General features: G+C 74.8%; 8 protein-coding genes. 7 read left to right on the top strand and 1 reads right to left on the bottom strand.

Features of this window, described 5'->3' with window-relative positions; genetic code table 11:
- The 5 genes from ACI78V_RS22745 to ACI78V_RS22725 form a co-directional block, all read left to right on the top strand.
- Nucleotides 1-1,353: PP2C family protein-serine/threonine phosphatase (locus ACI78V_RS22745; protein ID WP_456855067.1), on the top strand; the 1,353-nt coding region annotated here is incomplete at its 5' end.
- 32 nt (nucleotides 1,354-1,385) lie between these two features.
- A complete protein-coding gene (locus tag ACI78V_RS22740; protein ID WP_456855065.1) occupies nucleotides 1,386-2,051 on the top strand; it encodes a phosphatidylserine decarboxylase in 666 nt (221 codons plus the stop codon).
- An 11-nt stretch (nucleotides 2,052-2,062) separates the two neighbouring features.
- The gene (pssA, locus tag ACI78V_RS22735; RefSeq protein WP_456855062.1) at nucleotides 2,063-2,890 is read left to right on the top strand and encodes a CDP-diacylglycerol--serine O-phosphatidyltransferase; all 828 of its coding nucleotides are present in this window, start codon (nucleotides 2,063-2,065) and stop codon (nucleotides 2,888-2,890) included.
- The gene (locus ACI78V_RS22730) at nucleotides 2,887-3,372 is read left to right on the top strand and encodes an N-acetyltransferase family protein (RefSeq protein WP_456855060.1); all 486 of its coding nucleotides are present in this window, start codon (nucleotides 2,887-2,889) and stop codon (nucleotides 3,370-3,372) included. The genes pssA and ACI78V_RS22730 overlap by 4 nt, the downstream gene beginning before the upstream one ends.
- Nucleotides 3,369-4,181 carry an HAD-IIA family hydrolase gene (locus tag ACI78V_RS22725; RefSeq protein WP_456855058.1) on the top strand — a complete coding sequence of 271 codons (813 nt, stop codon included), beginning with the start codon at nucleotides 3,369-3,371 and terminating at the stop codon, nucleotides 4,179-4,181. The genes ACI78V_RS22730 and ACI78V_RS22725 overlap by 4 nt, the downstream gene beginning before the upstream one ends.
- Before the next feature lie 37 nt (nucleotides 4,182-4,218).
- Here the strand turns inward: ACI78V_RS22725 and ACI78V_RS22720 are convergent, their stop codons facing one another.
- A complete protein-coding gene (locus ACI78V_RS22720; RefSeq protein ID WP_456855056.1) occupies nucleotides 4,219-4,701 on the bottom strand; it encodes a hypothetical protein in 483 nt (160 codons plus the stop codon).
- A 111-nt stretch (nucleotides 4,702-4,812) separates the two neighbouring features.
- Between ACI78V_RS22720 and ACI78V_RS22715 the strand changes: the two genes are divergently transcribed.
- Both ACI78V_RS22715 and ACI78V_RS22710 read left to right on the top strand, forming a co-directional pair.
- Nucleotides 4,813-5,835 (top strand): diacylglycerol/lipid kinase family protein, encoded by a 1,023-nt coding sequence (locus tag ACI78V_RS22715; protein ID WP_456855054.1) that lies wholly within the window; start codon nucleotides 4,813-4,815, stop codon nucleotides 5,833-5,835.
- A gap of 357 nt (nucleotides 5,836-6,192) precedes the next feature.
- A complete protein-coding gene (locus tag ACI78V_RS22710) occupies nucleotides 6,193-6,444 on the top strand; it encodes a WhiB family transcriptional regulator (RefSeq protein ID WP_097208407.1) in 252 nt (83 codons plus the stop codon).
- Nucleotides 6,445-6,599 lie beyond the last annotated feature (155 nt).

The raw sequence follows: 6,599 nt of genomic DNA, 5'->3' as shown, positions 1-6,599 counted from the left end.
GCCGGACGGCGGGGACACCCGCCGTCCGGCGCCGCTGCCGTCTCCGGTCCCACGGTTGCCGCGGCGTCGTCCGGGGCAGCACCGGGTCGTCCGCCACACGGAGCAGCCGGGAGGTCCGGGATCGACGTCGGGGAACTCCTCCAACAGGTCGAGGACGCGGCACCGATCGAGGCCGTCGAGGTCCTCGCCGCCGCCCTCGCCGACCAGGTCGGCGCCCGCGCGGTCAGCTTCCTGATCGCCGACTTCAGCGGCCGGGCCGTCGTCCGGCTCTCCTCCTCGGGACCGGTCACGGGAGCCCGCACCCACCACGCGGAGCGGGCCGAGACGGTCCCGCTCGCGGGCACCGTCTTCGACCAGGTGCTCCGTTCGCAGCAGGTCGACGTGCGCCCCGAGGGCGACCTGCACCGCGTGCTGGTGCCCGTGACCGACCGCGGGGACGCGATCGGCCTGGTCGAGATCCTCCTGCCGCAGGCCCCCACGCCGCGGGAGGTCCGGCAGGTCCGCAGCGCCGCACACGCCCTGGCCTACGCCGTCATCGCCGCGCGCCGGCACACCGACGTCTTCGAGTGGGGCATGCGGTCCACGCCCTTCTCGCTGGCCGCCGAGATCCAGCGCCGGCTGCTGCCGGCCGCCTACACCTGCGAGGCGGCGCAGTTCACCCTCGCCGGCTGGATGGAGCCGGCCAGCGAGGTGGGCGGGGACACGTTCGACTACACCCTGGACCGCGACGCGCTGCAGCTGTCGGTCACCGATGCCGTCGGTCACCACGTCCCGGCAGCCCTGCTGGCGACGCTGCTGGTCGGTGCCCTGCGCAACGCCCGACGCCGCGGCCTGGACCTGCTCGAGCAGGTCCGGTACGCCAACGACGCGCTGGCGGAGAACGCCACGCTCGGGCACTTCGTCACCGGCCAGCTGGTGCGGGTCGACCTGACCACCGGGGCGGCCCGGGTCGTCAACGCCGGCCACCCGCTCCCGCTCCGGCTCCGGGCCGGCCGGGTCAGCACGGTGGAGCTGACCGTGGACCCGCCCTTCGGCGTCCGGCCGGGCGGGTCGTTCACCGTCCAGCCCCTCACCCTGGAACCCGGTGACCGGCTGGTGTTCCTCACCGACGGCATGCAGGAGCGGAACGCGGCCTCCCTGGACGTCGCCGCCGCCCTCGCCGACACCGCCGACCTGCACCCGCGGGAGGTCGTGCACGCCCTCGGTGCCGCCGTCCTCGGCGCCACCGGCGGCGACCTCGAGGACGACGCGACGATGCTCTGCCTCGACTGGTACGGCGGGCCGTCACGGGGCCGGCACAGCGAGCACGGCGCCGATCCGACCCGCGTCTCCCCGCCCGCCGCCCCCCGGTGACACCGGGTGCGTCCCGGTACCGTTTGACCACGATGCGCATCGACCCGGCCGGGTGGCCCTTCATCACCGGGCCCCTGGCCCCCGCCGCCCTCCTCACCGCCGCAGGACGGGCCACCGGACGACGAGGTCTCCGGCTCACCGCCTGGCCCTTCGCCGTCCTCTCCGCCTACATGGCGCTGTTCTTCCGCGACCCGGACCGCCGGTGCGACGTCCGGCCACCGGCCCCCGACGACGTCGTCTCCCCGGCCGACGGCGTGGTGATGGTCGCCGGGGAGCCGCAGGAGGGCGTCGCGCCCGACGGGGACTGGCAGCAGGTCAGCGTCTTCCTGTCGGTCGTCGACGTGCACGTCAACCGCTCCCCGTACCACGGCGAGGTCGTCGAGAGCTCCTACCGCAAGGGCAGCTTCCTCGCCGCCTACCGGAAGGAGTCCGCGCACCGCAACGAGCGCAGCGAGCTGTGGCTGCGCGACGGCGACCGCACGGTGGTGTTCCGGCAGATCGTGGGGGTCCTCGCCCGGCGCATCGTCACCCGCACCGGCGTGGGCCAGCGGCTCGAGACCGGCGAACGGATGGGCCTGATGAAGTTCGGCTCCCGCATGGACGTCTTCGTCCCGCCGGAGTGCACCCTCACCGTCCGCACGGGACAGCGGGTGCGGGGTGGCGAGACCGTCATCGCCCGCTGGCCCGCGGCCGGCTGAGGAGTCCCCCCATGCCCAGCTCAGCGTCCGGCCACCGTCTCCCGCAGACCCGGCGCACGGCCACCGTCGAGTTCGTCCGCGGCTCGGTCCGCGGCACCCGGCGCCGGGCGCTGGCCACCCTGCCCAGCCTGTTCACCCTCGCCAACATGATGTGCGGCTTCGCCGCGATCCTGGTGTCGATCCGCGGCCAGTACACCCTCGCGGCGGTCCTGGTGGGCCTGTCGGTCGTCTTCGACATCACCGACGGCGCGGTGGCCCGGCTGGTCGGCGCGGTGACCCCCTTCGGGCTGCAGTTCGACTCCCTGGCCGACCTGGTCTCCTTCGGCCTGGCCCCCGCGCTGCTGGCGTTCACGCTGTTCTCCGAGGGGCGCGACGAGTGGGACCCCCTCGGCTGGGTCGTCTGCTGCCTCTGGGTGGCCTGCGCCGCCATCCGCCTGGCGCGCTTCAACACCACGATCGACCCGACCGCCGACAAGCGGTACTTCACCGGCATGCCCAGCCCGGGTGCGGCCGGCGTCGTCCTCGCCTCCGTCTTCGCGTTCGGGTCCCAGATGCAGGGCCGTGACCGGCTGTGGGTGCTGCTGATCGTCGCCGTCCCGGCGCTGCTCATGGTGAGCACGGTCCGGTTCCGCTCGTTCCGGTCGCTGGTCAGCCCGAAGAGCGGGAAGCCCTACGGCCTCGTCGTCGCCGCCCTGGCGGTCGTCGTCGGTTTCGCACTGGCCCCCGTGGTCACCGGCTGCGTGCTGGCCTACGGCTACCTGCTGGCCCCGGTCCTCGTGCCGCTGCTGTCCCCGCTGTCCCGGCTCGTGCCGACCCGACTCAAGGAGCTCCTCACATGAGCGTGCGGCCCATCCGTCCCGACGACGTCCCGGCGGTGGTGGGGCTGGTCCGGGAGCTCGCCGAGTACGAGAAGGCCGCCCACGAGGTCCGGCTCACCGAGGAGCAGCTGACTGCCGCGCTGTTCGGCGACTCCCCCCGGCTGTCCGGGCACGTCGCCGAGGCCGACGGCGACGTGGTCGGCATGGCGCTGTGGTTCCTCAACTTCTCCACCTGGCGCGGCACGCACGGCATCTACCTCGAGGACCTCTACGTCCAGCCCGGGCACCGCGGCAGCGGCCTGGGCCGTGAGCTGCTGCGCACCCTCGCCGAGCTGTGCGTGGAGCGCGGCTACAGCCGGCTGGAGTGGTCGGTGCTGGACTGGAACACGCCGTCGATCGAGTTCTACGAGGGGGCCGGGGCGGTGCCGATGGACGAGTGGACCGTCTTCCGGCTCACCGACGACGCGCTGACCCGCTTCGCCGCCGACCGGCGGCCGCGGTGAGCGGGCCGGCCGACACCCGCACCCACGCCGGCACCGAGCGCCGCGTGGCCGAGTGCTGGCTCACCGACATGGACGGCGTGCTCGTCCACGAGGGGTCCGCGCTGCCCGGCGCCGCGGAGTTCCTGCAGCGCCTGGTCGAGCGCGGCCGCCGCTTCCTCGTGCTGACCAACAACTCGATCTTCACCCCGCGTGACCTCTCGGCCCGGCTCTCCCGCTCCGGCCTGGACGTCCCCGAGGAGTCGATCTGGACCTCGGCCCTGGCGACGGCGGACTTCCTGTCCACGCAGCTGCCCGGTGGCTCGGCGTACGTGATCGGCGAGGCCGGCCTGACCACCGCCCTGTACGAGGCCGGCTACACCCTCACCGACACCGACCCGGACTACGTCGTCCTCGGGGAGACGCGCACCTACTCCTTCGAGGCGATCACCCGGGCCATCCGGTTGGTGGGCAACGGCGCGCGCTTCATCGCGACCAACCCCGACGTCACCGGCCCCTCCCCCGAGGGCCCGTTGCCGGCCACCGGCTCGGTCGCGGCGATGGTGACCAAGGCGACCGGCGCGGAGCCCTACTTCGTCGGCAAGCCCAACCCGATGATGTTCCGCAGCGCGATGAACCGGATCGCGGCGCACTCGGAGTCCACGGTGATGATCGGCGACCGGATGGACACCGACGTCGTCGCCGGCATCGAGGCCGGGCTGGACACCATCCTGGTGCTCACCGGCTCCACCCGGTCCGGTGACGTGGCGCGCTTCCCGTTCCGGCCGGGGCGGATCCTGGACTCGATCGCCGACGTGGTGGACCTGGTCTGAACGAGGCCTCTCCGCAGGTGCGGGGCGGGGGCGGCGCTCAGCGGCCGGAGAACGCCAGCCGCGCCTCGGGAGTGGCCAGCAGCCACAGCTCCAGGGCCACGAGGGCCAGCAGTGGGACGCCGACCAGCGGACCGCCCCACTCGAACGCCGAGTAGTAGCCGAACAACCCGAGCAGGATCTGCAGCGCGATGACCGGCCCGCGGGCCCAGCCCGACACGCGCCACAACCCGACGGCCGCCGCGGTGAGCAGGGCGGCGAAGAAACCGACGTAGACGACCTCGGCGAGCGCCCGCCCCACGCTGTCGGGCTCGGAGGTGATGGTCAGGTAGAGCAGCACCAGCGCCAGGACGCCGAGCGCGGCGGCCTCGACGGCGACGACCAGCGCGGCCCGGCGGACCGCCACCGGCGCCTCGGGCCGCGGCCGCGCGGGACGTGCCGCCGTCGGCTCGGCGGCGCCGCCGAGCAGCCGATCGACCAGCCTGCGCGGCCCCGGGGGCCGCGCTCCCGCCTCCTCCGTCACGGCCGCGAGGGTACGCGCCGCGGCCGGCCGGGCCCCTCGCCCGCCGGGCGCCGTCCGCGTCAGACCCGCTGCTGCCGGGGACCTGGCCCGCCGCTGGTTAGCCTGACCGGCATGCGTGCGCTCGTGGTGGCCAATCCCGCGGCGACGACGACGAACCGCGGCGTCCGCGACGACGTGCTCGCCACCCTGGGCAACGAGCTGAAGGTGGACCTCGCCGAGACCACCCACCGGGGTCACGGGACCGAGCTGGCCCGGCACGCCTGCGCCGACGGGGTCGACGTCGTCGTCGCCCTCGGCGGCGACGGCACGGTCAACGAGGTCGTCAACGGGCTGCTGCACGGGGGGCCGCGCGAGCACCTGCCGCCGCTGGCCGTCGTCCCGGGTGGGTCGACCAACGTCTTCTCCCGGGCCCTCGGGCGCTCCCGGGACCCGGTCCGTGCGGCGGCGGAGATCACCGAGTCACTGCGGGCCGGGCGCACCCGCCGGGTCTCCCTCGGCACGGCGAGCGCCCGCGGCGCGACCCGTGCGCCGGCCGCCCTGCCCGACCCCGCGCTGGCGCAGCAGGCCGCCGACGCGGGCGCCGTGGCGCACCCGGAGTGGTCCGAGCCCCGGTGGTTCGCCTTCAGCGCCGGCCTGGGCTTCGACGCCGACGTGATCGGCCGGGTGGAGGCGCAGCGGGCACGGGGACGTCGGTCCACCGGGGCGCTGTACGTGCTGGAGGCGACGAGCGCGTTCGTGCTGGGCCGCGAGCGGCGGGACCCGGCGATGACCCTGGAGGTCCCCGGCGAGGCGCCCCTGGACGGGCTCTTCCTCTGCCTGGTCTCCAACGTCTCGCCGTGGACCTACCTGGGCGCGCGGCCGGTCAACCCGAGCCCGGAGGCCTCCTTCGACGCCGGGCTGGACGTCTTCGCGATGGGCCGGATGGGGGTGTTCCGCATGCTGCACCACGTGCGTCAGGTCTTCGCCGCCCGGCCGGACGCCCGCGGGCGGGGGGTGCACCGCCGGCACGACCTCTCGGGCCTGACCCTCACCGCGCAGCGGCCCCAGGGGTGGCAGGTCGACGGCGACCACCTGGGGACGGCGACGGGGCTGCGGCTGTGCAGCGTCCCCGCCGCCCTGCGCGTCGTCGCCTGACGCCGGACCCCGGATGCGCCCGCCAGAGGGACCGGACGTTCTCGGAACCGGGGGTGTGACCTGCGTCTTCACGCACGGCGGGCAGGGGTTGTCAACGTCGGTCCCGCCGGATGGTCAGGTCGAGTGGCGCACCTAGCACGCCCGTGGTGAGGTTGCTCACGAGGGGTCGACCGATGCCCTCGTTCTGCTTGACAGGCCTCCACGCCGTGAAAACATCGCGGAAGGAAAGCAACCTGTCGGTAACAAATGCACGAAGTCGCTGTGCCATGGCGCTGGAACCCCGGTGCCGGCCTGCGGAGCGGTCCGCGGCCGGCGACTGATGCACCACACCGTAGACGAGTCGAGGAGAACACCGCCATGGACTGGCGCCACCGCGCGCTCTGCCGCGACGAGGACCCGGAGCTGTTCTTCCCCATCGGGACGACGGGCCCGGCTCTCGGCCAGATCGAGCAGGCCAAAGGTGTGTGCCGGCGATGCCCGGTCGTCGAGTCGTGCCTGGACTGGGCCCTGCGCTCGGGTCAGGACTCCGGCGTCTGGGGCGGGCTGTCCGAGGACGAGCGGCGCGCGCTCAAGCGGCGCCAGGCTCGCACCCGGGTCCGCACCGCCTGAGCACACCGCACGCCGGCAGCCGGGCTCCGCGCCCGGCACCGCCGTACTGAACCGTGGGGGGGGGGGGGGGGGGGGGGGGGGGGGGGGGGGGGGGGGGGGGGGGGGGGGGGGGGGGGGGGGGGGGGGGGGGGGGGGGGGGGGGGGGGGGGGGGGGG

It is taken from the genome of Geodermatophilus sp. SYSU D00742, assembly GCF_054049935.1.
The sequence above is the reverse complement of the archived record's forward strand: the minus strand, read 5'-3'. Positions and strand labels throughout refer to the sequence as shown.

Bases quoted from the DNA above. Each gene is read 5' to 3' on its own strand.
- pssA (WP_456855062.1), top strand. From the start codon at position 2,063: ATGCCCAGCTCAGCGTCCGGCCACCGTCTCCCGCAGACCCGGCGCACG.
- ACI78V_RS22710 (WP_097208407.1), top strand. From the start codon at position 6,193: ATGGACTGGCGCCACCGCGCGCTCTGCCGCGACGAGGACCCGGAGCTG.
- ACI78V_RS22730 (WP_456855060.1), top strand. From the start codon at position 2,887: ATGAGCGTGCGGCCCATCCGTCCCGACGACGTCCCGGCGGTGGTGGGG.
- ACI78V_RS22740 (WP_456855065.1), top strand. From the start codon at position 1,386: ATGCGCATCGACCCGGCCGGGTGGCCCTTCATCACCGGGCCCCTGGCC.
- ACI78V_RS22715 (WP_456855054.1), top strand. From the start codon at position 4,813: ATGCGTGCGCTCGTGGTGGCCAATCCCGCGGCGACGACGACGAACCGC.